This is a genomic window from Erythrobacter sp. HL-111 (genome assembly GCF_900105095.1).
In the GTDB taxonomy this organism is placed as follows: Bacteria; Pseudomonadota; Alphaproteobacteria; order Sphingomonadales; family Sphingomonadaceae; genus Erythrobacter.
Window position 1 is genome coordinate 330,458 of sequence record NZ_LT629743.1, and the last position, 24,910, is coordinate 355,367.

Below are 24,910 nucleotides of genomic sequence, written 5' to 3' on the forward strand. Positions count from 1 at the left end.
CACAGATGGCAGGCGAAATATACGACAACCAGGGCCGCGGCGATGCCGCCTGGTCCTGGCCCCCGATCCACCCCGAGGGGCGCAAATTCGGGCTGATCGCGCTCGCGGTCAGCCTGTTCTTCCTTTCCCCCTGGATCGATATCGAGATCCTCGGCTGGCCGCTTCTGTTCCTCTCGCTCGGCGTGTTCGCGTTCTTCCGCGATCCCGAACGGGTCGTGCCGCAATCCGAGAACGCGATCGTGGCACCGGCCGACGGGCTGGTCTCGCTGATCACGCAGGTCGAGCCGCCGGAAGAAATGATCGCGGACGACGGATCGGGCCATCCCGGGCTTTCGCCGGGGCCGGTCACGCGCATCTCGATCTTCATGAGCGTGTTCGACGTCCACATCAACCGCGCGCCCATCGGCGGCACGATCCGGCGGGTGGTCTACATCCCCGGCAAGTTCGTGAACGCCGATCTCGACAAGGCGAGCGAGGAGAACGAGCGCCAGCACATCCTGATCGAGCGCGGCGACGGGGTCGCGCTCGCCTTCACCCAGATCGCCGGACTGGTGGCGCGGCGGATCGTGCCCTTCATCAAGCCGGGCGACACGGTCGCGAAGGGCCAGCGCGTCGGTCTGATCCGTTTCGGCAGCCGGGTCGATGTCTATCTCCCGGCCGGCACGGACCCCAGGGTGCTGATCGGGCAGAGCGTCATCGCGGGCGAGACCGTGCTGGCGGAAATCGGCTCGCAGGGCCTGATCGAGGGCATCGCCCATTGATCGCCGCGCACGCCGCGGCGGGACACCGCCTGGCAGCGAGGGGCCGGTGAGCCGGCCGCCGCGGCGCACGGCCGCTCCGATCGTCCCCGCCCGCGTCGGCCCCAAGGCGGCCGAGGACGAGGACGGCAAGGCCGCGCCCGACGGGACCGGCCTCACGCTGCGGGCGATGCTGCCCAATGCGATCACCGCGGCGGCGCTGTGTTCGGGGCTGACCGGGATCCGCTTCGCGATCGAGGGCGAATGGGCCTATGCCGTGCTCGCGGTGATCCTTGCGGGCGTGCTCGACGGGATCGACGGGCGCATCGCCCGCCTCCTGAACGCGCAGTCGCGCTTCGGGGCGGAACTCGACAGCCTTGCCGATTCGCTCTCCTTCGGCGTCGCGCCCGCGATCATCATCTATCTCTGGTCGCTGCAGGATTTCGCGCGCTTCGGCTGGTTCGCCGCGCTCGCCTTCGCGATCTGCTGCGCGCTGCGCCTTGCGCGGTTCAACGCCCGGATCGACACGGACGACCAGCCGCACAAGTCGGCCGGCTTCCTCACCGGCGTGCCCGCCCCGGTCGCGGCGGGGCTCGCCTTCGCGCCGTTCTATCTCTGGGAGGAGACCGGTTTCGCGCCGTTCCGCGATCCGCTCGTGCTATCGGCCTGGCTCGCGCTGATCGCGGTGCTGATGATTTCGAACATGGCGACGCTGAGCTGGTCGGTGGTTCGCCCGCGCCGCAGCATCCGCCTCTTCCTGATCGCGCTCGCTGCGCTGTTCTTCGCCGCGCTGCTGCTCGAACCGTGGTGGTCGCTCGCCGCGATGAGCGCGGCCTATCTCGCCCTCATGCCCTATGGTCTCTTGCGCTATGGCCGGATCAAGCGGCGCCGCGCAGCCGAAGCCCGGGACCGGGCCGCCGCGACGCCGCAAGCCTAGGGCGGGGAGCGGGCGTCCCGCCGCGGCGCAGGCGCATCTCGCGGTGTTCGACCGCCGGCACGAATCCCGCCGCGAGCAGGGCGCGTTCCCGCCGCAGCCCGGCCAGCGCATGGCGTGCCCGCAGCCAGCTGTCGACGAGCGTGAGGCCGGTCGCGATCGTGGTGACGGTGACGAGAGCGGCGATGACGAGTGCGATCATGGCGGGTTCCCCAAGGTTGGCCGGCGGCGCCGGCGCGATTCGGCGTTCGACGTTTGTTCCAGCCCTCTTGTTCTATACGTGTTCCTCCGGGTCAAGCGATTTGTTCCCTGAATGTTTCTCGTGGAACATTTTGGTGGCCTTTTCCCGCGTGAACCGGTAAGGGCCGCCGCACTCGCTCGACTATGGCCCTGCAGGGGGCTGTTCTTCGCGGGCGAAATTCACATGGAAGGCGCACATACCGGTGCCGCAGGCGGGCGATCCGCGGCGGTTCCAGCTTTCCAGAGGAACAACCGGAAAGGAAACGATTATGGCGGCCACCACCGTCACCATGCAGCAATTGATCGAGGCCGGCGCACATTTCGGCCACCAGACCCACCGCTGGAACCCGCGGATGAAGCCGTACATCTTCGGCGCCCGCAACGGTGTTCACATCATCGACCTGTCGCAGACCGTGCCGCTGTTCGCGCGCGCGCTCGATTTCGTCGAGCAGACCGTTCGCGCGGGCGGCAAGGTGCTGTTCGTCGGGACCAAGCGCCAGGCGCAGGAACCGATCGCCGAAGCCGCGCGCGCCTCGGGCCAGCACTTCGTCAACCACCGCTGGCTGGGCGGGATGCTCACCAACTGGAAGACGATCAGCCAGTCGATCCGCCGCCTCAAGAGCCTCGAGGAACAGCTTTCGGGCGACACCCACGGCCTCACCAAGAAGGAAATCCTCCAGCTCACCCGCGAACGCGACAAGCTCGAGCTTTCGCTCGGCGGCATCCGCGACATGGGCGGCATCCCGGACGTGATGTTCGTGATCGACGCGAACAAGGAAGACCTCGCGATCAAGGAAGCGGCCGTGCTCGGCATCCCGGTGATCGCGGTGCTCGATACCAATGTCGATCCGACCGGCATCGCCTTCCCCGTGCCCGGCAATGACGATGCGAGCCGCGCGGTGCGCCTCTACTGCCAGGCGATCGGCGACGCGGCGCGCGCGGGCAAGGGCGGCGCGGCCCACGATTCGGGCGAGGATTTCGGCGCGATGGCCGAACCGCCGGCCGAAACCGCGATCGAGGAAGCCCCGACCGAAAACGCCTGAAACGGATCGGCCGCGCGTCAATCGCGCGTCACAATCAACGACTAGCGCGCCGGGCATCATCCAGCGGACGATCCGCCCGATCGACCATTCGATGTCCGGGCGCCGAACCCAAGCAAAGGAATACCGAACATGGCCGATTTCACCGTCGCCGATGTGAAGAAGCTGCGCGAGAAGACCGGCGCAGGCATGATGGACGCCAAGAAGGCGCTCGCCGAAGCGGGCGGCGACATCGAGGCGGCCGTCGACGCCCTGCGCGCCAAGGGTCTTGCCACCGCCCAGAAGAAGTCCAGCCGCACCGCCGCCGAAGGCCTCGTCGGCGTGTCTGTCGAAGGCACCAAGGGTGTCGCGGTCGAAGTCAACTCGGAAACCGATTTCGTCGCCAAAAACGACCGGTTCCAGGACTTCGTGCGCAAGACCACCGCGGTCGCGCTCGAACTCGGCGCCGACGATGTCGATGCGCTCAAGGCCGCGGCCTATCCCGATGGCGGGACCGTGGGCGAAAAGCTGACCGACAATGTCGCGACCATCGGCGAGAACCAGCAGATTCGCCGCATCCGCACGATCTCGGTCGGGCAGGGCGCGATCGTGCCCTATGTCCACAACGCCGTTTCGCCCGAGGCACAGGATCTCGGCAAGATCGGCGTGCTCGTGGCGCTTGAAGGCGATGCGAGCGCCGAGGTGCTCGAAAGGCTCGGCCGCGACATCGCCCAGCACGCCGCCGCGATGTTCCCGCAGGCGCTCGACGCCGACGGGCTCGACGCCGACGTGCTCGAGCGCGAGCGCGCGATCGCCCGTGAAAAGGCGGCCGAAAGCGGCAAGCCCGAAAACGTCCAGGAAAAGATGGTCGAGGGCGCGGTCAAGAAATATGCCAAGGAAAACGCGCTGCTGAGCCAGATCTTCGTCAAGGACGGCAAGGCCACGGTCGAGGAATACGTCGCGCGCACCGCCAAGGAAGCGGGCGCGTCGATCAAGCTGGTCGATTTCGTGCGCTACCAGCTCGGCGAAGGCATCGAGAAGGAAGAAAGCGACTTCGCCGCCGAAGTCGCGGCTGCCGTCGGCGGCTGATCCTTTCTTCCCGCTTCGGGATGTTCGCGGCCGTCGCAGCCCGGTGCTGCGGCGGCCGCGCTTGCATGGGCGGCCCCGCGCATTGCCCCTGTCTCCGCGCGAAGCCTTCCGGTCGCCGCCGCTTCCCGCTAAGGCCCTTGGCAGTGCCGAGGCGGGCCGATAAGGGCTGCCAAGCCTTCGCAATCCGAGAGAATTCATCGCCCATGCCGATCCCCGACACCAAGCGCATCCTGCTCAAGCTTTCGGGCGAGGTCCTGATGGGCGAGCAGGAATACGGGATCGATCCGGAATATGTCGCCCGCCTCGCCGAAGAGGTGAAGGCGGCCAAGGACGGCGGGCTCGAGGTGTGTCTCGTCATCGGCGGGGGCAACATCTTCCGCGGCATCGCGGGCGCGGCCAAGGGCCTCGACCGGACGACCGGCGATTACATGGGAATGCTCGCGACCGTGATGAACGCGCTCGCGATGCAGAACGCGCTCGAGAAACTGGGCGTGCAGACCCGCGTTCAGTCGGCGATCCCGATGTCGTCGGTCTGCGAGCCCTATATCCGCCGCCGCGCGGAACGGCATCTGGAAAAGGGCCGGATCGTGATCTTCGCGGCGGGCACGGGCAATCCCTTCTTCACCACCGACACCGGCGCCGCCCTGCGCGCGGCGGAGATGAACTGCGACCTCCTGATGAAGGGGACGAGCGTCGACGGCGTCTATGACAGCGATCCCAAGCACAACCCGCAGGCAAGCCGGTTCGAGAGGGTCAGCTACGATCACGTGCTTTCGCAGAACCTCAAGGTGATGGACGCGACGGCGGTGGCGCTTTGCCGGGAGAACGATATCCCGATAGTGGTGTTTTCGATCCGGGAGAAAGGCAACCTCGCGCGCGTTCTTTCGGGCGAGGGCGTGCAGACGATAGTACAGAAGGACAACTGATCCATGCCGCAATACGACAAGGCCGATATCGAGCGCCGCATGAAGGGCGCCGTGGATTCCCTCAAAAGCGACCTTTCGGGCCTGCGTACGGGCCGCGCCAACACCAGCCTGCTCGATCCCGTCCAGGTCGAGGTCTATGGCGCGATGATGCCCCTGAACCAGGTCGCGACCGTCTCCGCGCCCGAACCGCGGATGCTGAGCGTGCAGGTGTGGGACAAGTCGAACCTGACCGCGGTCGAAAAGGGGATCGCCCACGCCAATCTCGGGCTCAACCCGATGATCGACGGGCAGACCCTGCGCCTGCCGCTGCCCGACCTCACCGAGGAGCGCCGCAAGGAACTCGCCAAGCTCGCCGGGCAATATGCCGAAAAGGCCAAGATCGCGATCCGCAACGTGCGCCGCGACGCGATGGAAAGCCTCAAGGCCGACGAGAAGAAGAAGGAAATCTCCGAAGACGATCGCAAGCGGATGGAAGACGAGGTCCAGAAGCTGACCGACAAGCATGTCGCCGAAGCCGACGAGGCGGCGGCGAAGAAGGAACAGGAAATCCTCACGCAGTAAGTCTCGCGTGACGGGCTTTCCGTCTGGAGGGCATATGGGCGCCACGCCCGCGACCGAAGAAGCGGCGGCCCGCGCCCCGGGCGGCGGCGAACCGCGCGCGCGGCACGTCGCGATCATCATGGACGGGAACGGGCGCTGGGCCAAGAAGCGCGGGCTGCCCCGCGCGGTCGGCCACCAGCGCGGGGTCGAGGCGGTACGCCGGCTGGTGCGCGGGCTGGAGCCGATGAACCTCGACTGCCTGACGCTCTACGCCTTTTCCTCGGAGAACTGGAAGCGCTCGAACGACGAGGTCGACGACCTCATGAATCTCATGCGCCGCTTCATCAAATCCGACCTCGAGGAATTCGTCGCGAACCGCGTCAGGCTCAAGATCATCGGCGACTGGCAGGCCCTCGCGCCCGATATCGTCGCCATGCTCGAGGACGCGCTCGCCCGCACCGCGGAGGGCACGCAGACCCTTGCGGTCGCGCTCAATTACGGCGGCAAGCACGAAATCGCCCGGGCCGCGGCCAAGGCGGCGGCGCAGGGCGCGATCACGCCCGAGGCGATCGAGGCCCAGCTCGACACGCACGACCTGCCGCCGCTCGACCTGCTGATCCGCACCAGCGGCGAGATCCGCCTGTCGAACTTTCTGCTGTGGCAGGCGGCCTATGCCGAGATGCTGTTCGTCGAAACGCTCTGGCCCGATTTCAAGCCCGAGCATCTCCAGCAGGCCCTCGACGATTTCGCGCGCCGGGAGCGCCGCTATGGCGGGCGCTGAGCCGCGCCTCAGGCGATTGCGCGCGGTCGGCACGGATCTCTCGGTTCGGCTTGCCTCCGCCGTCGTCATGGTCGCCGTCGCGGGCGTCGCGCTGTGGCTGGGGGGCTGGGTGTGGCTCGGTTTCTGCGGGCTCGTCGCGTTGGGCGTGCTGTGGGAATGGAACCGGATCGTGCGCGCCTTCGGGACGGGGCCGCTTGCGGAGATCGCGTGGCTGTTCGGCGGGGCCTGCTATGTCGGCGGGGCGACGCTGGCGATGGTGATGGTGCGCAATGGTCCGCTGATCCTGCCGGTGCGCGGCGTGACCTTCGGTTTCGGCGCTCTCGAAGTCGTCGCGAGCTTCATCCTGCCGGTCATCGCGGTCGATGTGGGGGCCTATTTCGCAGGGCGGACGATCGGCGGGCCGAAGATCGCGCCCGCGATCAGTCCGTCCAAGACCTGGGCGGGACTGGGCGGCGGGGCAATCGCGGCGAGCCTGGTCGCGATCTTCAACGAGGCGTTCGATATCGGGCCGGGTGCGGCGATCGCGGGGCTTTCGCCCGCCGGCATCGCGCTGGCCGTGGCGGCGGGCGTATTGATCGCGGTCATCGCGCAGGCCGGGGATTTCTTCGAAAGCTGGATGAAACGGCGCGCGGGCGTGAAGGATTCGAGCGGGCTCATCCCGGGCCATGGCGGCCTGTTCGACCGGCTCGACGGGTTCGTCGCGGTGTTCTTCGTGCTGTTTCTGGTTGCCCTACTGCCTGCTTATCTGGGATGACGGGCGCATGACACGCACGCTCACGCTTCTCGGCGCGACCGGTTCGATCGGGGCTTCGACCCTCGACCTGGTGCGCCGCAATCCCGCCGACTGGCAGGTCGAGGCGCTCACCGCCAATTGCTCCGCGCGGGAACTCGCCGGGCTGGCGGTGGAATTTGGCGCGCGGCTCGCCGTGGTCGGGGACGAGAGCTGCCTCGCCGAACTCAGGGAGGCGCTGGCGGGAACGGGGATCGAGGCCGCGGGCGGCCGCCGCGCGCTGTGCGAGGCGGCGGCGCGGCCGGTTGACCTCACCGTCGCCGCGATCGTCGGTTGTGCCGGGCTCGGCCCGGTCATGGCCGCGATCGAGCGCGGCGGGACGATCGCACTCGCCAACAAGGAAGCCCTGGTTTCCGCCGGCGAGGTGATGACCGCGGCGGTCGCCCGCCACGGAGCGACCCTGCTGCCGACCGACAGCGAGCACAACGCGATCTTCCAGTGCCTGGCCGGCAACGACCTCGACGATGTCGCGCGCATCACCCTCACCGCGAGCGGCGGGCCCTTGCGGACCTGGCCGAGGGAGCGGCTCGCCAAGGCCACCCCGGCCGAGGCGGTGGCGCACCCCAACTGGTCGATGGGCGCCAAGATCAGCGTCGATTCGGCGACGATGATGAACAAGGGGCTCGAATTCATCGAGGCGCACCACCTCTTTCCCGTGGGGCTCGATCGCCTGAGGATCGTGGTTCACCCGCAGAGCGTGATCCATTCCATGGTCGAATACCGCGACCGTTCGACGCTCGCCCAGCTCGGGCCGTCCGACATGCGCGTGCCGATCGCCTCGTGCCTCGCCTGGCCGCGGCGGATGGAAACCCCGCTCGAACCGCTCGATCTCGCCGCGATCGGCGAGCTCACCTTCTTCGCGCCCGACGAGGTGCGCTTTCCCGCGACCCGGCTCGCGCGCGAGGCGATCGAGGCGGGCGGTTCGGCCCCGGCCATCCTCAACGCCGCCAACGAGGTCGCGGTCGCGGCCTTCCTCGCCGGTCATATCCCGTTCACCCGGATCACGGCATTGGTCGAGGAAGCGCTGCAGCGCAGCAATGATGCGCCGCGCCCGTCCAGCCTCGAGGAAGTGCTGGGCGTCGACCAGGCCGCGCGCAGGCACGCATCGAGCCTGCTGGAGACTTTCGCCATTGTTTGAATCGCCCCCTTTCTGGATGTATTTCATCGGCTTCGTGCTGCTGCTCGGGCCGCTGGTGACCGTGCACGAGCTCGGCCATTACCTCGTCGGGCGGCTGTTCGGGGTCCATGCCGAGGCCTTCTCGGTCGGCTTCGGCAAGGAGCTCGCCGGGGTTACCGACCGCCGCGGCACGCGCTGGAAGCTTTCGGCTATGCCGCTGGGCGGCTATGTCCAGTTCAAGGGCGACATGAACCCCGCGAGTGTGCCGGACACCGCGCCGGCGGGCGCCGCCAGCGCGGAAGAACGGCGCGGCAGTTTCCAGCACGCTGCGCTCTGGAAACGCGCGCTGATCGTCGCGGCCGGCCCCGTCACCAACCTCGTCGTCACCATCGCGATCTTCGCCTCGCTCTTCGCGATCTACGGCAAGCCGGTGATCGAGGGGGTGGAGGATTCCCGCAAGGTCGGTGCCTTTGCCGAGGGTTCCCCCGCCGCGGCCGCGGGGATGGAGGTCGGCGACACCATCGTTGCCGTCGACGGTTCGGCGATCTCCGATTTCGAGGACCTGAAGGCGAAAATCGCCCTGCGTCCCGACACCCGCATGGTCTTCACCGTCCTGCGGGAGGGCGAACGGGTCGACGTGCCTGTCACGACCGACCGGATCGAGCAGACCGACCGGTTCGGCAACGCCAGTTCGATCGGCCAGATCGGCGTCGCGCCGGAAGGCGGGCGCTACGTGTTCGAACCGGTCGGCGCGCTCCAGTCGATCCCCGCCGCGACCCGGCACACCTGGGACGTGCTGGGGATGATGGTCACCGGGATCGGTCAGGTGCTGACCGGCGAGCGCTCGATCAAGGAGCTTGGCGGGCCGGTCAAGATCGCGAAATATTCGGGCGAGCAGATGAGCCTGGGCGTGGTTGCCTTCATCCAGTTCGCCGCGCTGATTTCGCTTAATTTGGCATTCATCAACTTCTTGCCAATCCCCGCGCTCGATGGCGGGCACCTCGCCTTCTATGCAGCCGAAGCGATCCGCCGCAAGCCGGTCGGGCCGCAGGCGACCGAATGGGCCTATCGCACGGGCATCTTCCTCGTGCTGGCCTTCATGCTGGTGGTGACGGTCAACGATGTCGTCTCCCTGCCGGTGTTCGGACCGCTGTTCGGCAGCTGACGCGGGAAAGGTGTCGACATGGCGCAGCGGCGCTGCCCTCCCGGGTTGATTGCGCGGGACGCTTGGGGCAGAGGCGTTGCGCTTGATTTTCGACCGGGTGGGGAGACCCGGACTTGGTTCGGACGCGCCGGCGCCGCGGATGCGCGATAGAAACGGGTTAGACGGGACTACACTCTTGATGGAACGATCCACCCAGACGGGCTTCCGGCCCGATGCGAATCGGGCTGCCCCGGGCGAGCCGGGCCGCGCTAGGTCGCTCGGCGCGACCGGGCGGCTGGTGCTCGCGCTGACCTGCGGTTCGATGCTGGCTGGCGTCCCCTTCGAGGCGAGCGCGCAGGACGAAGGCAGCGAGCAGCCGACCCCGGCGCCCGCTCCGACCCCGGCACCCGCTCCGACCCCGGCCCCCGCTCCGACGCCGACCCCGGCCCCCGCTCCGACACCGACCCCGGCCCCCGCTCCGACGCCGAGCCCGGAACCCGCGCCGGCGCCCAGCGCCAACGTGATCCGCACGATCAGCGTCGCCGGGGCGGAGCGGCTCGAACCGACCACGATCCTCAGCTACATCCGCCTGCGCGTCGGACAGGAATACACCTCGGTCGCGGCGGACGAGGCGCTCAAGGACCTCGGCGCGACCGAGCTGTTCTCGAACTTCTCGATCCGCAATGATGATGGCAACGTCGTCATCACCGTCGAGGAGAACCCGGTCATCAACCGGATCGTGCTGGAAGGCAACGACCGGCTCGACGCGGACAAGATCCTGCCCGAGATCAAGCTCGCGCCGCGCCAGATCTTCACCCGTTCCAAGGTCCGCGCCGACGTTGCCCGCATCATCGAGCTCTACAAGCGCCAGGGCCGCTTCGCCGCCACGGTCGAACCGAAGATGGTGCAGCTGCCGCAGAACCGCGTCGATGTCGTGTTCGAGATCAGCGAAGGGCCGAAATCCAAGGTCCGCCAGATCAACATCATCGGCAACGAGAAGTTTTCCGACGGCGAATTGCGCGGCGAGATGGTGACCAAGCAGTCGCGCTGGTTCCGCTTCTTCTCCTCGAACACCAGCTACGACCCCGACCGGCTCGCCTTCGACCAGCAGAAACTGCGCCAGTTCTACCTCACCGAAGGCTATGCCGATTTCCGCGTCGTCTCCGCCGTCGCCGAGCTGACGCCGGACCAGGAAGACTTCATCATCACCTACGTGGTCGAGGAAGGGGAGCGCTACAGGTTCGGCGATGTCGAGGTCGAAAGCCAGCTGCGCGACTTCGACAGCGACGCGATGAGCCAGCGCCTGCCGATGCAGGAAGGCGACTTCTACAACGCCAAGTCGGTCGAGGACACGGTCGAACAGCTGACCGAACTCGCCGGCCGGTTCGGCTATGCCTTCGCCGACGTCCAGCCGCGCTTCGACCGCGACAAGGACGAGCTGGAGATGAACGTCACCTTCATCCTGCGCGAGGCACCTCGCGTCTATGTCGAGCGGGTCGACGTCAACGGCAACACGCTGACGCAGGACAAGGTGGTCCGCCGCGAATTCCGCCTGTCGGAAGGCGATGCGTTCAACTCGCTCGGCGTGCAGCGCACCACCGCGCGCATCAACTCGCTCGCCTATTTCCAGGAGAATTTCGAGGTCAACCAGGTCGAAGGCAGCGCGCCCGACCGGATCGTGCTCGAAGCCAATGTCGAGGAACAGCCGACCGGCGAACTGCAGTTTTCGGCGGGCTTCTCCTCGATCGAGCAGTTCATCCTCGCCGCCTCGATCCGCCAGCGCAATTTCCGCGGGCGCGGGCAGACGATCGGGCTTTCGGTCAACTATTCGCAGTTTTCGCGGTCGGCCCAGGTGAGCTTCACCGAGCCTTACGTGTTCGACCGCAACATCTCGGCCGGGGTCGACATCTACCGCCGCGACTTCAACAGCTTCAACTTCCGCGGGCAGGATCGCAACACGACCTTCGAACAGGCGACCACGGGCTTTTCGGCGCGGCTCGGCGTGCCGCTGACGGAATACATGTCGCTGGTCGGCAGCTACACGCTCAACTACGACGAGGTCACGGTCGACGAGAACCTGTTCTTCTCGGACATCGACGGGGACGGGGTGCGCGAATGCGATCCGCTCCTCGCCGGGCGCTTCCTGTGCGATTCGCTGGGCGAACGGTTGAGCTCGATCGTGGGGCTCAGCCTCAACTACAATTCGCTCAATTCGCGCATCCGCCCCTCGCGCGGCCGGTTGGTCACGCTGACCGGCGAATTCGCCGGGCTCGGCGGCGACGTGCGCTATGTCCGGTTCCGCGGGCGGGCGCAGCAGTTCTGGAACGTCGGCAACAGCGGCTTCATCTTCTCGCTGCTCGCCGAAGGGGGCACGATCATCCCGCTGCAGGACCGCGGCGGGCCGAATGTCGACGACGTGCTGCTGACCGACCGCTTCTTCCTCGGTGAGCCGCAGATCCGCGGGTTCGACATCCGCGGCGTCGGTCCGCGCATCCTGACCCAGCCCTATGTCACCGACGAAAACGGCAACCGCGTGCCGGTGACCGCACGCCGACAGGTCCGCGACGACGCGCTGGGCGGGCGCAATTACTACCTCGGCCGCGCCGAACTCGAGATCCCGCTCGGCACCGGCGCGCGCGAGCTTGGCCTCAGGCCCTCCGTCTGGGTCGATGTCGGTGCCCTGTGGGGTCTCGATCCGCCGGTGCTTCAGGACAACCCCAACGGCATCCAGCAGCAGGACGGGGACGGCAATCCGCTGTTCATCGATCCCGACGGCAATCTGACGCTTTCACCCGACCAGCCGGACGGGACGCCCAATGATCCCGCGATCCGGCCCAACTCCGCGATCCGCGAGGTTTTCCTCGGGGATTCCCCCAGCCCGCGCGTCACCGCCGGGATCGGGGTCAACTGGAACTCGCCGTTCGGGCCGTTCCGCATCGATTTCGCCCAGACGATCCGCAAGGTCGAGGGCGATGATGACAAGACCTTCACGTTCAACGTAGGAACCCAGTTCTGATGAAACCGATTGCAATTCTCCTCGCCTCCGCCGGCCTCGCGCTCGGCGCGCTCCCCGCCACTCCGGTCGCCGCCCAGGTCGAAGGCACGATCGCGACCGCCGACCGCGCCCGCGCGATGATCGGTTCGCAGGCGCTGCAGAGCGGCTTCCAGCAGATCGAGACGACCTATTCGGCCCAGCTCGAGCAGCTGCGTGCCAAGCAGCAACAGCGCCAGTCGATCCTCAAGCAGTTCGACACCGATGGCGACAACGAGATCGACGACAACGAATACGCCGCGGTCGAATCCTCGCCCGAATTCCAGACGCTGCAGACGCTCGACCAGGAACTCGCCGGGCTGTCGAACGAAATCGAACTCGCCCGCGTCTTCGTGGTCGAACAGATCGCGCAGCAATACATCCCGGCGCTGCGCGAAGTGGCGGAGCGCGACCAGGTCAAGGTCGTGCTCAACCCCGGTGCGCTGGCCCTGCCTTCGGCCGAGGCCGACATCACGCAGGACGTGGTGACCTCGCTCAACGCCAAGGTCCCCTCGGTCGGCGTGGTCCCGCCGGAGGGTTACCAGCCGTCGCGCCAGGGCGTGCAGCTGACCCAGGAGATCGAGCAGACGCTCCAGGTCATCTCGCTCCTGCGCCAGCAACAGGCCGCCCAGCAGGGCCAGCAGCCGCAGCAGCAGACGGAAAATCCGCCGGTGCCGCAGGGCCGTTGAGCCCGCGCGAACCGATGCGAGCAGGCAAGGGCAGGGCATGAGCGAGACCGGAACCGGCGACAGGGCGGGGGGTGCGGCGGCACCGATCACGGATTACGACATCCACCGCATCCTCAAGGCCCTGCCGCACCGCTACCCGCTGCTGCTGGTCGACCGGGTGAAGGCGCTTCACCTGGGCGAGCGCATCCACGCGGTGAAGGCCGTGAGCATGAACGAGGAATTCTTCCAGGGCCATTTCCCCGGTGCCCCGATCATGCCCGGCGTGCTCCAGATCGAAGCGCTCGCGCAGGCTGCGGCGATCCTCGGGATCGAGACGCTGGAGCTGGCGGGCACGGGCAAGCTCGTGATCTTCATGGGAATCGACGGGGCCAAGTTCCGCAGCCCCGTCACCCCCGGTTGCCTGCTCGATCTCGAGGTCGAATTCCTCCAGCAGCGCCGCACGATCTACAAGTTCAAGGGTCGCGCCAGCGTTGAGGGAAAGACCACCTGCGAGACCGAATTCACCGCGATGATCGCGGACCCGCCGTCTGATTGAGCAGCCGCGTCCGCGGCTCTTTCCCCGGTGCCGGTCGCTCCGCTCCGCCTCGGGGCGTCCGCGTCTTCGACTTCGGCTCCGCCCTTGCGGTCGCTTTGCGACCGTTCGCGGTTGTGCTCCGACATCTCAGGTTGCTTTTTCGCCCGGCGGCGTTATGTGGCGCGCTTTCCCCGCAACAGCGTTCCCGGTCGGAACCGGGGCAGTGCTAGCAAGGACACGGAACATGAAGGCCGAAGGGCATCCCGACTATCACATGATCACGGTCAAGATGACCGATGGCACCGAATTCCAGACCCGCTCGACCTGGGGCAACGAGGGCGACGTGCTCGCGCTCGAGATCGACCCGACGACCCACCCGGCCTGGACCGGCGGTCGCCAGCAGGTCCAGGAAGGCGGCCGCGTCGCTGCCTTCAACAAGCGTTTCGGCGGGCTCACGCTCAAGAAGTGACGCGAGAGTGCGGGCGCGCCCGGGGCGCGTCCCTGCTCGCAGCCTTATCCCGGCGAAGGCCGGGATCCCGGTCGGAAAAGCTCCGGCATCGATCAAGGGCGGCCCCGCAAGGAGCCGCCCTTTCGTGCGTTTTCAAGCCGCGCACTTTATGCAGCGGGTCGCGATCGGCCGCGCCTGCAGCCGCCGCGGGTCGATCTGCGCCCCGCAGTTCGAGCAGGTCCCGTAGGTCCCGTTCGCGATCCTGAGGAGCGCCAGCCGGAGCTGCGCGATCTCGGCGCGCAGCACGTCGTCCACGCCTTCGAGCGCCTCGTCATCGGCGAGGTCGATCGCCTGTTCCTCCAGGTCGTCGTCGAGCGGGTGGCGCAAGTCGTCCTCGATCACCTCGGCCCGTTCGAGCAGCTGGTCGAGGCGCGCCTGCAATTGTTCGGCAATGTTCGAATAGTCGCTCATATTCGTCCCCCTCGGATGGGTCTGGATCCCGCGCCTTCATGACCGATCGCGGGCCGTTTCGCACGGTCCCTGGCGACGAAGCGCCCGCTGGCTGCTGCCGATGCCTTCAGCGCCCTCGCGGGAGTTTCAGCCCCAGGGCCGTTCCCGGTACCATTTCGTGATGACGTATTTGACGCCCTTCCTAACCTTCATCCCGTGGTGAAGCGTGTTCGGGTTGACCCGCCCGTCGCTGCGCGCGTTGTTCCAGCACAGGAGCTTGCCGGGTTCGGGATGGAAGGTCTTGCCGATCGCCCTGAACCGGGTCGCACCGCCCGCTTCGACCTGGTTGAGGTAGATCATGAAGGTCCAGGTGCGCTGCCCGGCGACGGCGCAGAACTTGTCGTAGTCCGGCCCGCCGGGGGTGAAATAGTCGGTGTGCGCCTTGAATTCCTGCCCCACGGCATAGCGCTGGCCCTGGCACGGTTCGCCGAACCGCGGGTCGATGCCGTTTAGGTCGAACAGCAGCGCCTCGAGCTCGCGCACCGCGGGCTCGGCAGGGTCGAGATCGCAGGTCTCGCTCGTGCGGAAATAGGCATCGCCGTTGTCGTCCGCGATGGTCGAAGGGCGGCGGTCCTGGTCGATCAGCGCGATCAACGCCCGGCGAAGGTCGGGCGAGAGGAAATCGCGATGCTGGAACAGCTCCGCCTTCGGGGTCGGCACGCGCTGGACGCGCGGGTGCGCGGCGAGGCGGGCGGCCAGTTCGGCCGGGCGGACAGAATCGGCGCTGGTCTGCATGTCCGCCAGAGGATAGGTGCGGAAGGGACCGAAACAAGGGCGTAATAATCTTGCGCGAAACAACGTCCGGGGCAGTTTTCGCTTCCCTTGGATGCGGCTTTGTGCAACAGGCCGCTGCCCGATCACCCCGCTCTTGACCGGGCGCGGATGCGGCTTAAAGCGCCCGTCCTTGCGCGGACTTGACGGCGGCCCGAACCGGCCGGGTCGGGGCGGGGCATGTGGCGATCGTAGCTCAGCTGGTTAGAGCGCCGGTTTGTGGTACCGGAGGTCGCGGGTTCGAACCCCGTCGATCGCCCCATCATCCTCCCTTCCCGATCGGGGCTTCCTCGAAGATCACTCCTTCCGCGCGCAAGCTGAAGGCAATTGCGTATGACCGCGTTCTGGACCCAGCCCGATTTCGATGCCCATGAAATGGTGCATTTCGTCCACGACCGCAAATCGGGCCTGACCGCGATCATCGCAGTCCATTCCTCGCATCTCGGCCCCGGCGCGGGCGGCACGCGGTTCTGGCATTACGCCGATCCCGCAGCGGCGCTGCGCGATGCGCTGCGCCTGTCGCGCGGGATGAGCTACAAGAACGCCATGGCCGGCCTCCCGCTGGGCGGGGGCAAGGCGGTGATCCTGGCGGACGAGAACCGCACCAAGACGCCCGCCATGCTCGAAGCCTTCGGCGCCGCGATCGAGGGGCTTTGCGGGCAGTACGTGACTGCCGAGGATGTCGGCATTTCCGAAGCGGACATGGTCACGGTCGCCAGCCGGACCGAGCACGTCACCGGGCTGCCGGTGCGCGGCGAGGGCCTGGCCGGCGGCGATCCCGGCCCCTTCACCGCGATCGGCATCGCCAAGGGGATCGAGGCCGCGGTGCGCTTCAAGCTGGGCAAGGACAGCGTCGCGGGCGTGCACGTCGCGGTGCAGGGCACGGGCAGCGTCGGCGGCGGGGTCGCCCGGCTGCTGGCGCAGGCGGGCGCGCGGCTGACGCTTGCCGACATCGACGCGGCGGGCGCGCAGGCGCTGGCCGCGGAACTGGGCGCCGAGACGGTGCCCGCCGACGCGATCATGACGACGCCCTGCGACGTCTTCAGCCCCAACGCGCTGGGTGCGATCCTCGACGAGGACAGCATCGCAAGGCTCGACACGCAAATCGTCGCGGGCGGGGCGAACAACCAGCTTGCCCGCGCCGGGCATGGCCGTGCCCTGTTCGAGCGCGGCATCCTCTATGCGCCCGATTACGTCATCAACGCGGGCGGGATCATGTCGGTCGGGACCGAATACCTCGCCCGCCGCGACGGGCGCGTGGGCAAGGTCGAGGAAGTCCACGCGCTGCTCGACCAGATTCCCGGGCGGCTCGAGGCGATCTGGCGCAAGAGCGATGAAACCCGCGAATCGCCCGACATCGTCGCGGACCGCATGGCGCAGCAGCTTATCGGGCGCGCCTGACCGGCCGGGCGCGATCGTCCCGGGGCAAGTTCAAAGGTTGCTTCCCGAAGGCTGCCCCAAGGCTGCCTTGACCTTCATCTTGTGCTAATGACGCCTTTGCTGCAGGGGGTCTTGCGTCTTTTGCGGCCTTGCGAGGGGGCGGGGCGACATTATTACCATCCGAGGGATCATCGGACTGCATGCACATCTACGCCAACCCCAAACGCTTCCTCGGCATCGCGAAGTGGCTAACGCCGCTCCTGTTCTGGAGCGGGCTGGTGCTTTCGCTGGGTGCGACGGCGTGGGGCCTGTTCATGGTCCCGCCCGACCGGCTGATGGGCGAGAGCGTGCGTATCCTGTTCATCCATGTCCCCGCGGCCTGGCTCGGCATGGGCGGCTGGGCGGGGATCGCCCTTTCCTCCGCCATGCTGCTGATCTGGAAGCACCCGCTCGCGGGGATTTCGGCCCGAGCGATCGCGGTGCCGGGCATGGTCTTCACCGCGATCTGTCTTGCGACCGGATCGATCTGGGGCCGCCCGACCTGGGGCACGTGGTGGGTGTGGGACGGCAGGCTGACGAGCATGCTGGTGCTGCTGTTCCTTTATGCGGGCTATATCGCGCTGGTCCAGGCGACGGCGCGCGAAGGCGGCTCGGCGAGGATCGCGGCGATCTTCGGCCTGGTCGGCGCGGTGAACATTCCGATCATCAACCGCAGCGTCGTGTGGTGGAATTCGCTGCACCAGCCGCCCAGCATCACCATGGGGCAGAGCGCGATCGACCCTGTCTTCCTCACCCCGCTGCTCGTCGCCGTGGCCGGCTTCTCGCTGCTGTTCGGCGCCATCGTGCTGATGCGGATGCGCGCGATGATCGCCGAGGCGCAGGTGGAGGCGCGGCTGAAGCGGCGAGCGCTCGACGACGAGGCGCCCCGCTCCGCCGGGGCGGGCGAACCGGCCATGGGAGGAGCATGATGCGCGAAGCGCTGGAACATTGGGATTTCGTGATCGCGGCCTATGCGATCGGGCTCGGCGGGCTCGCCGTGCTGACCGCGTGGAGCTGGCGCACGATGCGCCGGGCCGAGGCGCGCCGCGAGGAGTTGAGAAAGCGATGAACACCACCACCACCACCGGCCTCAAGGCCAAGCACCAGCGCATGGTGCTGGTCGTGATCGCGCTGGTCGCGATCATCGGCGCGGGCCTGCTCGCAGGCTGGGGCCTCAGGAACCAGGCGAACTATTTCTATCTCCCCGAACAGATCGCCGAGGCGCCGCCCGCGGTCGGGCAGGCGGTGCGGCTCGGCGGGATGGTGCAGCCCGGTTCGATCGAGACGATGGCCGACGGTGTGAGCGTGCGCTTCATCGTCACCGGCAACGCGGCGAGCACGGTTCCGGTGCGCTATTCCGGCATCCTGCCCGACCTGTTCGTGGAAGGTTCAGGCGTCGTCGCCGAAGGGAGCCTGCAGGCTGACGGGACCTTTGTCGCGACCAACCTGCTTGCCAAGCACGACGAGAATTACGTGCCGAGGGAGCTCGAAGGGCTCGAGGCGCACCAGAAGGCGGAAACCGTCGCCGAAACGACCGTCGGCATCGAACCGAGTTCTTGAGGAACGCACCCGACCATGATCGCTGAAATCGGCCTTGCCGCCCTCTGGCTCGCCGCCGCGCTCGCCGTCCTGCAGATGGTGTCGGGGGCGCTCGCGCTGCGCGGGGGCGAGGGCGAGGCGAGCGCGATGGCGATGTATGCCCGCCCCGCCGCGATCGTGCAGGCGGCGCTCGCGGTGCTCGCCTTCGGCCTGCTGCTCTATGCCTTCGCGGTGACCGACCTGTCGATCAAGCTGGTGGCGACCAATTCGCATTCGGCAAAGCCGTTCGTCTACAAGCTGACGGGCACCTGGGGGAACCACGAGGGCTCGATGCTGCTCTGGGTCGCGGTGCTGGCGCTTTCCGGCGGGCTGCTGGCCTGGGCCGAGCGGCGGCTGCCGATGCGGACCATGTCGGCGACCCTTGCCGTGCAGGGCTTCGTCGCGCTCGGTTTCTATGCCTTCCTGCTGCTGTCCTCGAACCCGTTCGAGCGCCTGCCGGTTCCCGCGATGGAAGGTTCGGGGCTCAACCCGCTGCTGCAGGACATCGGGCTCGCGATCCATCCGCCGACGCTCTATATCGGCTATGTCGGCCTGTCGGTCGCCTTCAGCCTCGCCATGGGCGCGCTCATCACGCGCCAGGTGACCCCCGAATTCGCGCGCGTCATGCGGCCCTGGGTGCTGGGGGCCTGGGTGTTCCTGACCTTCGGCATCACGGCGGGGTCGTATTGGGCCTACTACGAGCTCGGCTGGGGCGGCTGGTGGTTCTGGGACCCGGTCGAGAACGCCTCGCTCATGCCGTGGCTCGCCGCGACGGCGCTGCTCCATTCGGTCAGCGTGCTGGCCGCGCGCGATGCGCTGCGGACGTGGACGATCATGCTCGGCGTGCTCGCCTTCTCGATGTCGATGCTCGGCACCTTCCTCGTGCGGTCCGGGGTGCTCACCAGCGTCCATGCCTTCGCGGTCGATCCGGAGCGCGGGACCTTCATCCTCGTCCTGCTCGGCCTCTATATCGGCGGGGCGCTGGGGCTGTTCGCGTGGCGGGCGGGTTCGATCGCGGAGGGCAAGCGTTTCACCGCGACCAGCCGCGAGGGCGCGCTCGTCTTCAACAACGTCATGCTGTCCGCGATCCTCGCGATCGTCCTCCTCGGCACGCTCTACCCGCTGCTGACCGAGGCGTTCGACGTGCGCGTCAGCGTCGGGCCGCCCTATTTCAACCCGGCCTCCGCGATCTTCGCGATCCCGATGTTCCTGGTCATGGCGGTCGGCCCGCTGCTGCGCTGGAAGGACGACAAGCCGGCGCGCATCCAGTTCGAACTGTCGCTGATCGCGGCGATCCTGATCTCGGTCGTCGCGCTCGTCGCGATCATCGGCGACTACCCGCTGCTTCCCGTGCTCGGCCTGGCGCTCGCGGTGGCGCTGGGCGTCGCGGCCTTCCTGCCCCTGCGCGGCCGCAAGCTCGCGCGGGTGCCGGTCGCGGTATGGGGCATGGTGTTCGCCCATTTCGGCGTCGCGGTCGCCCTGTTCGGCATGGCCTGCGAAAGCGCCTTTACCGAGGAACGTCTCGCCGCCGTCTCGGCCGGGCAGACGGTCGAGCTCGACGGCTTCGACGTGACGCTCGAAAGCGTCGATCCGGTGGCCGGGCCCAACTGGACCGCGATCGAGGCGCGCCTTGCCGTCAGCCGCGACGGGGGCGAACCCGTCATGATCGCCCCGCAGGCACGCAATTTCTGGTCGCCTCCGCAGGCTACCAGCGAAAGCGCGCTCGTCACCCGCTGGGACGGGCAGCTCTATGCCGTGATCGGCGACGAGGCGGGTGTCGATGCGGCAGGCAATCCGCGCTGGCAGCTGCGGCTGTGGTGGAAGCCTTTCGTCACCTTCATCTGGTATGGCGGCCTGCTGATCGCGCTGGGCGGCGTCCTCGCCATTGCCGGGCGGGTCGAGGTCGACCTGCGCCGCCGCACCGCGACCCGCCTCGGCGAGGAGCGGCGCGAGGGGCTGCGCGCGCTGGGCGAGGGTCGCAATGCACCGGAGCCGGCCGAATGAAGCGCCTCGCTTATGTCGTTCCGCTGGCGCTGTTCCTTTTCCTGGCCGGGCTGTTCGCCTTCCAGCTGACCCAGCCCAAGGACGAATTCGTCAAGAGCACCATGATCGGCAAGCCCCTGCCGGACTTCGCGCTCGATCCCGCGGCGCCTGGCCTTGCCGGGGCGTCGAGCGCCGATTTCCGCACCGGCGAGGCCAAGCTGCTCAACATCTGGGCAAGCTGGTGCGTGCCCTGCATCGCCGAGGCCCCGCAACTGGAGGCTCTGGCGGCGCAGGGCGTCGACATCGTCGGCATCGCGATCCGGGACCGGCCGGAGGACGTGGCGAATTTCCTCGAACGCTATGGCAATCCCTATGCCCGCGTCGGCGCGGACGAGATTTCCGAGGTGCAGCTGGAGATCGGTTCCTCGGGCGTGCCCGAAACCTTCGTGATCGATGGCGAGGGCGTGATCCGATACCAGCATATCGGCGATATCCGCGAAAACGACATCGCCGTGCTGCTCGAGGAACTGGAGAAGGCATCGTGACCCGGCTTCTCGCCCTCCTGATCGTCCTGCTGGTCCCGATGGCGGCGAGCGCGCAGCAGGCCATGCCGCCTGCGCCCTATGCCTATACCCAGCTCGAGGATCCGGCGCTCGAGGCCGAGGCGCGCGAGCTCATGCTCACCCTGCGCTGTCTCAAGTGCCAGTCGCAGTCGATCGCCGATTCCGACGCGCCGATGGCGGGCGACATGCGCCACCAGGTCCGCAGCCGCCTGCTCGCGGGCGAGGAGCCGGAGGAAATCCGCGGCTGGCTGGTGGAACGCTATGGCGACTACGTCAGCTATGCGCCCGATGTTTCGAGCACGACCTGGCCGCTTTTCGCCATTCCCGTGGTGCTGCTGGCGATCGTCGGCGGCGTGCTGCTTCGCCGGCTCGGGCGGCGGCGGGACGGTGAGGAGGAACTCGCATGATCGGCGGCTGGCTCGGCGTGCTCGCGCTCGCGTTTGCGGCCTTCGCGCTCGCCGCGTTCCTGCTGCGCCTGCCGCAGGGAGGCTACATGGTGTTCGGCGCGGCGCTGCTGTTCGGCCTTGCGGGCTATGGCCTGCAGGGTTCGCCCGGCCAACCCGCCGCGCCCAAGGAAAAGGTCGCCGCCGAAACCCGAGGCGGCGAGGACATGGTCGAGGCGCGCCGCGCCCTGTTCGATCCCGTGAGGCCCAAGCCCGATTACCTCGTCCTGTCCGACGGCTTCGCGCGCAAGGGCCGGTTCGACGAGGCGGCCGGGCTGCTGCGGCAGGGCCTGGCCGACAATCCCGGCCATCTCGAAGGCTGGCTTGCCCTGGGCATGGCGCTGACGGGCCATGCCGACGGGCAGGTCACCCCGGCGGCGGCCTATGCCTATGGCAAGGCCCGCGAAATCGACCCGGCAAGCCCGGCGGCGGATTACTTCCTCGGCTTTTCCTATCTCCAGTCGGGGCAGGTCCGCGCCGCGCGCGACACCTGGGCGGGGCTCGTCGAACGTTCGCCCGAGGACGCGCCCTGGGTGCCCGAACTGACCGCGCGGATCGCCGAACTCGACCGGATGATCGCCAATGCCCCCATGCTGCGCTAGGCGCGCGCCGGGCCAGGCCGTGTTGCAGGCGCGAAAAGGCGGTGCTAATCGCCCTGTCGGCGTCATGACGGCACTGGCGGCAGGAACGGAGTCGAGCCCGGTGCGCGGCTTCAGGGCAGTACCGACAATGCGGGAAATCCGGTAAGCATGAGCGAGACAGCAGCGCCCGCCCACCAGCCGCCCTCCGGCGGCCATTCGCACAGCGCGTCGAAAACGGCGCTTGCGGTGGGAGCGATCGGCATCGTCTTCGGCGATATCGGGACGAGCCCGCTCTACGCCTTCCGCGAAACCTTCGTCGGGCGCTCGACCGTGCAGCTCGACACGGCGCACGTGCTCGGCGTCATCAGCCTCATCTTCTGGTCGATGACGCTGGTCGTCTCGATCCAGTACGTCACCATCCTGATGCGCGCCGACAACAAGGGTCAGGGCGGGAGCCTCGCCCTGGTCGCGCTGATCAGCCGCAGCCTGTCGAAATCGCCCTACGGCTGGATCGCGGTGCTGCTCGGGGTCTTCGCGACGAGCCTGTTCTACGGCGATTCCATGATCACGCCCGCGATCTCGGTCCTTTCCGCGGTCGAGGGGCTGACCGTGGTGGACGAGGGGCTCGAACGCTTCGTCATCCCGATCGCGCTCGCCCTGCTGGTGTTCCTGTTCGTCCTCCAGAAACGCGGCACGGCCAAGGTCGGCGCACTCTTCGCGCCGGTGATGATCGTCTATTTCATCGTCATCGCGGGGCTCGGCCTGTGGCAGATCGTCCAGACGCCCGAGATCCTGCGGGCGCTGAACCCCTATCATGCGGTCAATTTCTTCATCCTCGACGGCTGGTTCGCCTTTCTTGCGCTGGGCAGCGTGGTGCTCGCGGTGACGGGGTCGGAGGCGCTCTATTCCGACATGGGCCATTTCGGGCGCGGGCCGATGCGCCTGTCGTGGTTCGGCTTCGTCATGCCCTGCCTGCTGCTCAACTATTTCGGGCAGGGCGCGATGGTGATCGGGCTCCCCGCGGACGAGGCCTCGCGCGCGATCCAGAACCCGTTCTTCTTCCTCGCGTCCGAGGAATGGCGCCTGCCGCTCGTCTTTCTCGCCACCGTCGCGACCTTCATCGCCAGCCAGGCGGTGATCTCGGGCGCGTTCTCGATCACCCACCAAGCGATCCAGATGGGCTTCATCCCGCGCCTCAACATCCGCCACACCTCGGAAACCGAAGGCGGGCAGATCTACATTCCGGCGGTCAACTGGGCGCTGATGGTGGCCGTGGTGATCCTGGTCCTGACCTTCCAGAACTCGTCCAATCTCGCCAATGCCTACGGCATCGCGGTGACCGGCGCGGTGACGATCGACACCCTGCTGATGGCGGTGCTGCTGGTCGGCGTGTGGAAGTGGAAATGGTGGTATGCCGCCCCGGTCGTGATCCTGTTCCTGATCGTCGACGGGGCCTATTTCGCGGCCAACCTGACCAAGGTACCCGAAGGCGGCTGGTTCCCGCTGCTGGTCGGCTTCATCGCCTTCACCCTGCTCACCACCTGGGCGCGCGGGCGCAAGCTGATGCGCGAGCGGATGAGCGAGGTCGCCCTGCCGATGGAGATCTTCGCGAAATCCGCCAAGAATTCCGCCCTGCGCGTGCCCGGGACGGCGATCTTCATGGCCTCGAGCACGGCGGGCGTGCCCTCGGCGCTGCTGCACAACATCAAGCACAACAAGGTACTGCACGAGCGCGTCGTCATCCTCACCGTCGACATCGCCGACGTGCCCTATGTCGATCCGGCGGAGCGCTGCGAATACACCGACATGGGCGACGGCTTCTACCGCGCGATCCTGCATTACGGCTTCATGGAGGAAACCGACGTGCCGGTCGGGCTCACCAAGATGGAGCGCTGCGGGGGCGAATTCGACATGATGCAGACGAGCTTCTTCCTCTCGCGCCAGACCCTGCTGCCCAGCGAGAAGCCCGCCATGCCGATCTGGCGCGAGAAGATCTTCGCCTGGATGCTGCGGAACTCGGCAAGCGCGATGGACTTCTTCAAGCTGCCGACCAACCGCGTGGTCGAACTGGGCAGCCAGGTCGAGATCTAGGAGCTTCCCGGCAGGCGCGCCGCAGCCCTGCGAGGGATCGCGTCGTTTCGTCCGGAAGATCAATCTCTTGGGGTCTTACGGGCCGTCCCGCCGGCATGTCATCCGGGTTTCCGGATCGAAAAAATGGCGGATTTGCGCGGTTTTTGGCGGGCCTTCCGGCATTCTTGCCTAAACTTCCCAACGGTGGATCGGAGCGGCCTGGCAAGGGGGGCTCATCGTGAAGCGTTCAGGCATTTTCGGAAAGTTCGTGAGTGCGTGTGCCGGCGCGGCGATCGTGGCTGTCGGCGCGGCCGGGGTCGGCATGGTATCGGCGCCCGCCGTCGCGCAGGAAGACCCGCCGGGCGATACCGGCATCTATGGCCGCAACGTCGTCGCGGTGGAATGGCAGGGCGGCGCTTTCCGCATGATCGGTCCCGAGGAGTGGGGCGAATTCGACGCCGCGGGCAATCTCGTGCGCCGCTATGTCGAGCACACCCGCGACGACTGGTCGGTCTATTTCAAGGCTCCCGACAGCGGCCCGAGGCGCATGTCGACCTGCTCTACAACAGCGCGTTCCGCGCCGAGCCGGGCAGCGGTACCTACCGCGAGGTCGGCCGGATCATCCGCGCGACGCCGCGGTCGGACCTGCCACGTGTCGCCGTCCCACCGCCGCCGAGGCCGGGGCACGAATGGTACGCGAAACGCTTCGGCGGAGCTGGACAGCTGCAGGCGGGCGGAGGAGGCGAGGCCGATAGCGGCCCATGGCAGGGCGGCAATGCGGTGGCCTTCGGTGAAGGCGGTTCGAACGGGCAGGGCGGTTCGTGGCAGGGCTCCGGCGAAGGGCAGTGGCAGCAGCAGCAACAGCAGGCCGAGGCCCAATGGCAGCCGCAGCAGCAGCCTGCGTGGCAGCAGCAACAGCAACCCTCCGCGGGCAGCATGCCGCCGTGGCAGCAGCAGCCCCAGCAACAGGCCTCGAGCGGGGGCTTCGACCCC

Annotated in this window: 28 protein-coding genes and 1 tRNA gene; 24 read left to right on the forward strand and 5 right to left on the reverse strand. The window is 67.7% G+C overall.

Annotated elements, in window-relative coordinates:
- The first annotated feature begins 5 nt into the window (after positions 1-5).
- The gene (locus BLU08_RS01600) at positions 6-761 is read left to right on the forward strand and encodes a phosphatidylserine decarboxylase (RefSeq protein ID WP_090194413.1); all 756 of its coding nucleotides are present in this window, start codon (positions 6-8) and stop codon (positions 759-761) included.
- Positions 762-807: 46 nt separating this feature from the next.
- Positions 808-1,674 carry a CDP-diacylglycerol--serine O-phosphatidyltransferase gene (pssA, locus tag BLU08_RS01605; protein ID WP_233996044.1) on the forward strand — a complete coding sequence of 289 codons (867 nt, stop codon included), beginning with the start codon at positions 808-810 and terminating at the stop codon, positions 1,672-1,674.
- On the opposite strand, the gene BLU08_RS01610 is transcribed toward pssA, so the two are convergent.
- On the reverse strand, positions 1,616-1,873 hold the full coding sequence (locus tag BLU08_RS01610) for a hypothetical protein (RefSeq protein ID WP_090194416.1): 258 nt from the start codon (positions 1,871-1,873) through the stop codon (positions 1,616-1,618). The genes pssA and BLU08_RS01610 overlap by 59 nt on opposite strands.
- 307 nt (positions 1,874-2,180) lie before the next feature.
- Between BLU08_RS01610 and rpsB the strand changes: the two genes are divergently transcribed.
- The 12 genes from rpsB to rpmE all read left to right on the forward strand — a co-directional run bounded on the left by rpsB (position 2,181) and on the right by rpmE (position 14,020).
- Positions 2,181-2,954: a 30S ribosomal protein S2 gene (gene rpsB, locus BLU08_RS01615; protein ID WP_090194418.1), complete on the forward strand. Its 774-nt coding sequence runs from the start codon at positions 2,181-2,183 to the stop codon at positions 2,952-2,954.
- Between the two features lie 129 nt (positions 2,955-3,083).
- Positions 3,084-4,019: a translation elongation factor Ts gene (tsf, locus tag BLU08_RS01620; RefSeq protein ID WP_090194420.1), complete on the forward strand. Its 936-nt coding sequence runs from the start codon at positions 3,084-3,086 to the stop codon at positions 4,017-4,019.
- Between the two features lie 203 nt (positions 4,020-4,222).
- Positions 4,223-4,945, forward strand: coding sequence for a UMP kinase (pyrH, locus tag BLU08_RS01625; protein ID WP_090194422.1), 723 nt, complete (start codon positions 4,223-4,225; stop codon positions 4,943-4,945).
- Between the two features lie 3 nt (positions 4,946-4,948).
- Entirely contained in the window at positions 4,949-5,506 is a 558-nt protein-coding gene (frr, locus tag BLU08_RS01630; protein ID WP_090194424.1) for a ribosome recycling factor, read from the forward strand.
- 34 nt (positions 5,507-5,540) lie between these two features.
- Complete coding sequence (gene uppS / locus BLU08_RS01635; RefSeq protein ID WP_090194426.1) at positions 5,541-6,266, forward strand: polyprenyl diphosphate synthase; 726 nt, start codon at positions 5,541-5,543, stop codon at positions 6,264-6,266.
- The gene (locus tag BLU08_RS01640) at positions 6,253-7,020 is read left to right on the forward strand and encodes a phosphatidate cytidylyltransferase (RefSeq protein WP_090194428.1); all 768 of its coding nucleotides are present in this window, start codon (positions 6,253-6,255) and stop codon (positions 7,018-7,020) included. The genes uppS and BLU08_RS01640 overlap by 14 nt, the downstream gene beginning before the upstream one ends.
- Before the next feature lie 7 nt (positions 7,021-7,027).
- The gene (dxr, locus tag BLU08_RS01645; RefSeq protein ID WP_090194429.1) at positions 7,028-8,194 is read left to right on the forward strand and encodes a 1-deoxy-D-xylulose-5-phosphate reductoisomerase; all 1,167 of its coding nucleotides are present in this window, start codon (positions 7,028-7,030) and stop codon (positions 8,192-8,194) included.
- On the forward strand, positions 8,187-9,338 hold the full coding sequence (rseP, locus tag BLU08_RS01650) for an RIP metalloprotease RseP (RefSeq protein WP_369816812.1): 1,152 nt from the start codon (positions 8,187-8,189) through the stop codon (positions 9,336-9,338). The genes dxr and rseP overlap by 8 nt, the downstream gene beginning before the upstream one ends.
- A 301-nt stretch (positions 9,339-9,639) precedes the next feature.
- Entirely contained in the window at positions 9,640-12,333 is a 2,694-nt protein-coding gene (gene bamA, locus BLU08_RS01655; protein WP_090200873.1) for an outer membrane protein assembly factor BamA, read from the forward strand.
- Positions 12,333-13,037: an OmpH family outer membrane protein gene (locus tag BLU08_RS01660; RefSeq protein ID WP_090194433.1), complete on the forward strand. Its 705-nt coding sequence runs from the start codon at positions 12,333-12,335 to the stop codon at positions 13,035-13,037. Before bamA ends, BLU08_RS01660 begins: the two co-directional genes overlap by 1 nt.
- Before the next feature lie 37 nt (positions 13,038-13,074).
- Positions 13,075-13,572 (forward strand): 3-hydroxyacyl-ACP dehydratase FabZ, encoded by a 498-nt coding sequence (gene fabZ / locus BLU08_RS01665; RefSeq protein WP_090194436.1) that lies wholly within the window; start codon positions 13,075-13,077, stop codon positions 13,570-13,572.
- Positions 13,573-13,795: 223 nt separating this feature from the next.
- A complete protein-coding gene (gene rpmE, locus BLU08_RS01670; protein ID WP_090194440.1) occupies positions 13,796-14,020 on the forward strand; it encodes a 50S ribosomal protein L31 in 225 nt (74 codons plus the stop codon).
- Between the two features lie 132 nt (positions 14,021-14,152).
- On the opposite strand, the gene BLU08_RS01675 is transcribed toward rpmE, so the two are convergent.
- The gene (locus BLU08_RS01675; protein ID WP_090194444.1) at positions 14,153-14,470 is read right to left on the reverse strand and encodes a TraR/DksA family transcriptional regulator; all 318 of its coding nucleotides are present in this window, start codon (positions 14,468-14,470) and stop codon (positions 14,153-14,155) included.
- Positions 14,471-14,596: 126 nt separating this feature from the next.
- On the reverse strand, positions 14,597-15,244 hold the full coding sequence (locus BLU08_RS01680; RefSeq protein ID WP_090194447.1) for a 2OG-Fe(II) oxygenase: 648 nt from the start codon (positions 15,242-15,244) through the stop codon (positions 14,597-14,599).
- A gap of 221 nt (positions 15,245-15,465) precedes the next feature.
- On the opposite strand from BLU08_RS01680, the gene BLU08_RS01685 reads away from it, so the two are divergent.
- The 10 genes from BLU08_RS01685 to BLU08_RS01725 all read left to right on the forward strand — a co-directional run bounded on the left by BLU08_RS01685 (position 15,466) and on the right by BLU08_RS01725 (position 23,938).
- A tRNA-His gene (locus BLU08_RS01685) sits at positions 15,466-15,542 on the forward strand.
- A 71-nt stretch (positions 15,543-15,613) separates the two neighbouring features.
- Positions 15,614-16,681 carry a Glu/Leu/Phe/Val dehydrogenase gene (locus BLU08_RS01690; protein WP_090194449.1) on the forward strand — a complete coding sequence of 356 codons (1,068 nt, stop codon included), beginning with the start codon at positions 15,614-15,616 and terminating at the stop codon, positions 16,679-16,681.
- A gap of 179 nt (positions 16,682-16,860) precedes the next feature.
- Entirely contained in the window at positions 16,861-17,628 is a 768-nt protein-coding gene (ccmC, locus tag BLU08_RS01695; protein WP_090194451.1) for a heme ABC transporter permease CcmC, read from the forward strand.
- A complete protein-coding gene (ccmD, locus tag BLU08_RS15035; RefSeq protein ID WP_369816813.1) occupies positions 17,625-17,768 on the forward strand; it encodes a heme exporter protein CcmD in 144 nt (47 codons plus the stop codon). Before ccmC ends, ccmD begins: the two co-directional genes overlap by 4 nt.
- Positions 17,765-18,259, forward strand: coding sequence for a cytochrome c maturation protein CcmE (gene ccmE, locus BLU08_RS01700; protein WP_090194454.1), 495 nt, complete (start codon positions 17,765-17,767; stop codon positions 18,257-18,259). The genes ccmD and ccmE overlap by 4 nt, the downstream gene beginning before the upstream one ends.
- 15 nt (positions 18,260-18,274) lie before the next feature.
- Complete coding sequence (locus BLU08_RS01705) at positions 18,275-20,281, forward strand: heme lyase CcmF/NrfE family subunit (RefSeq protein ID WP_090194455.1); 2,007 nt, start codon at positions 18,275-18,277, stop codon at positions 20,279-20,281.
- Positions 20,278-20,805, forward strand: coding sequence for a DsbE family thiol:disulfide interchange protein (locus tag BLU08_RS01710; RefSeq protein ID WP_090194458.1), 528 nt, complete (start codon positions 20,278-20,280; stop codon positions 20,803-20,805). The genes BLU08_RS01705 and BLU08_RS01710 overlap by 4 nt, the downstream gene beginning before the upstream one ends.
- A 38-nt stretch (positions 20,806-20,843) precedes the next feature.
- The gene (locus BLU08_RS01715) at positions 20,844-21,230 is read left to right on the forward strand and encodes a cytochrome c-type biogenesis protein (RefSeq protein ID WP_090200875.1); all 387 of its coding nucleotides are present in this window, start codon (positions 20,844-20,846) and stop codon (positions 21,228-21,230) included.
- Positions 21,227-21,868 carry a tetratricopeptide repeat protein gene (locus tag BLU08_RS01720; protein WP_090194461.1) on the forward strand — a complete coding sequence of 214 codons (642 nt, stop codon included), beginning with the start codon at positions 21,227-21,229 and terminating at the stop codon, positions 21,866-21,868. Before BLU08_RS01715 ends, BLU08_RS01720 begins: the two co-directional genes overlap by 4 nt.
- Positions 21,869-22,015: 147 nt before the next feature.
- Positions 22,016-23,938, forward strand: coding sequence for a potassium transporter Kup (locus BLU08_RS01725; protein WP_090194463.1), 1,923 nt, complete (start codon positions 22,016-22,018; stop codon positions 23,936-23,938).
- A gap of 226 nt (positions 23,939-24,164) precedes the next feature.
- On the opposite strand, the gene BLU08_RS15040 is transcribed toward BLU08_RS01725, so the two are convergent.
- Complete coding sequence (locus BLU08_RS15040; protein ID WP_157674420.1) at positions 24,165-24,410, reverse strand: hypothetical protein; 246 nt, start codon at positions 24,408-24,410, stop codon at positions 24,165-24,167.
- Positions 24,411-24,430: 20 nt separating this feature from the next.
- Positions 24,431-24,883 (reverse strand): hypothetical protein, encoded by a 453-nt coding sequence (locus BLU08_RS15045; RefSeq protein WP_172800958.1) that lies wholly within the window; start codon positions 24,881-24,883, stop codon positions 24,431-24,433.
- Between the last annotated feature and the right edge of the window lie 27 nt (positions 24,884-24,910).